General features: G+C 72.3%; 2 protein-coding genes and 1 pseudogene. 2 read left to right on the forward strand and 1 reads right to left on the reverse strand.

The window, feature by feature from the left end; all coding sequences use genetic code 11:
• A partial coding sequence (locus tag G7A99_RS18715) for an MCP four helix bundle domain-containing protein (protein WP_163143032.1) occupies positions 1 to 764 on the reverse strand: 764 nt, incomplete at its 3' end.
• Positions 765 to 1,101: 337 nt separating this feature from the next.
• Between G7A99_RS18715 and G7A99_RS18720 the strand changes: the two genes are divergently transcribed.
• Entirely contained in the window at positions 1,102 to 1,677 is a 576-nt protein-coding gene (locus tag G7A99_RS18720; RefSeq protein ID WP_163143035.1) for a TMEM165/GDT1 family protein, read from the forward strand.
• An 83-nt stretch (positions 1,678 to 1,760) separates the two neighbouring features.
• Positions 1,761 to 2,006 (forward strand): annotated as a pseudogene (locus G7A99_RS18725) (hypothetical protein); the annotation flags it as partial.

Here is a 2,006-nt window from a genome sequence, read left to right on the forward strand (position 1 = left end):
CGCTCCAGTGCCCGGCTCATGCGGCCGATCTCGTCGTTGCGCGGCCACGCCACCCGCGCGGTGAGGTCGCCGCCGGCGACGGCATCCGCGGTCGCCACCACCCGGTCCAGACCCCGGCGGATGTGGCCCGCGAGCAGGGCGGTGAGCAGCAGTCCGGTGAGCACCGCCAGGGAGGCGACGCCGGTGATCCACAGCCGTGCCGCATGGGCGCCCTCGACCGCGCGGGAGCGGGCCTGCGCGGCGGCGGCGTCGACGCCGTCGATGTAGGCGCCGAGCGTCTCGTGGGCGCTCTCCAGCAGTGCGTCCCCCTCGTTCTCGCTGAGCTTGATCGCCGGCTGTACCAGCCCCTTGTCCGCGTTGTCCTTGAGCCGGCCGTGGAGGGCGCGGTAACGCGTCAGGGTCTCGCGGAAGCTCGCCAGGCGCTCGCTCTGCGCGGCGCCGGTGGTCAGGGAATCGAGCCGGGCGATCAGCGTGTCCAGGGTCTCGAACGCCTGCTTCGCCTCGGCGAAGTAGGCCTTGGCGCCGGGGATGTCCAGCGACGCCCGTGCCAGCAGCGCGCCCTTTTCCGCGCGCTCGATCGCGGTGATCGCGCTGCGGACCTGCTGGGCGTCGCGTACCCGGGCCAGTGCCCGGTCGGCGACGGCGGTGACCGCCGCATCCAGCCGGGAGATCTGCCAGAAGCCGGTGAGCGAGACCGCGGCGATCGCCCCGACGAGGACCGCCAGGGTGAGCCAGAGTCTCGCGCGAATCGTGACGTTTCGCATATGCGCCAGTACTGCCTGCTGGGAAAGGACGCCACCGCCGGTGCGCGGGACCGGTCGGGCACGCCAGTTGTAGGCGTTGCGGATTGCATGCGCATGACAGCCCGCCGGCTGGACCCGGGCCGCGGCAGCGGATACACTCCGGTCCGTCTTTGGGGAGTAGTCGCCCGGGGCCGGTGGCCGCGGGGCGCGCGTCAACAGATTTGATCCCTCAACGGATCGTGGCGCGGGCAGCACCGGGAGGTGCCTGACGAGACCTTTGACATGCGGCATCCGGACCGGGGCGGGCGGATGCAGTGTGTCATCGTGTCCGTGAGGCCCGCCCCCGAAGGATCCCCCGTTGGAAGCCTTTCTGATCTCGACCGTCTCCGTCGCCCTGGCGGAGATCGGTGACAAGACCCAGCTCCTGGCCCTGGTGCTCGCCGCGCGCTTCCGCCGGCCCGGTGCGATCGTCGCCGCCATCCTCGTTGCGACCCTGGCCAACCACGCCGCCGCGGGTGTCGCCGGCGCCTGGATCGCCGCGCTGGTGCCGCCGGCGGTGCAGCAGTGGTTGGTGGCGGTGTCGTTCGTCGCCATGGGGCTGTGGCTGCTGGTGCCCGACGATGACGACGACGCGGCGGCGCGTTATCCCTACGGCGCCTTCCTCACCACGCTGATTGCCTTCTTCCTGGTGGAGATCGGGGACAAGACCCAGATCGCGACGGTGGTGCTCGCGGCGCGCTATGACCCGCTCTGGGCGGTGGTGGCGGGCACCACCGTGGGCATGCTCGCGGCCAACGTGCCGGTGGTGTTCATGGGCGGGGCCGCCGCCAACCGCTTGCCGATGCGCCTGGTTCACGGCGTGGCGGCGGGGCTGTTCGTGGTCCTCGGGGCGCTGGCCGTGCCCGGCGTGCTGCCCGGCGTCGACCTGCTGTAACCCTGCTGTCGTGCCCGTGTAGTACCCCACCGCTAGCCTGCGCCGACAGGCCCCGTGTCGGGGTGGGTACCAGTGGAGGCACGATGACGCGGATGCATGCACGCATGGCGGAGGAGCGCAGGGGCGAGCGGCGGCTGTACCTGCGCAAGTACCTCCAGCAGGGCCGGCGGGTGGCGTCGTTCGCGCCGTCCAGCCGGCATCTGGCCGCGGCGACCTGCCGGGGGGTGGACCCGGGGCGGCCACAGTGGCTGATCGAGCTCGGTGCGGGTACCGGCAGCATCACCCGTGCCGCCGCGGCGCGCATGCACCCGGACAGCCGTCTCATCGCC

The sequence above is a fragment of the Arhodomonas sp. KWT genome (genome assembly GCF_010993615.1).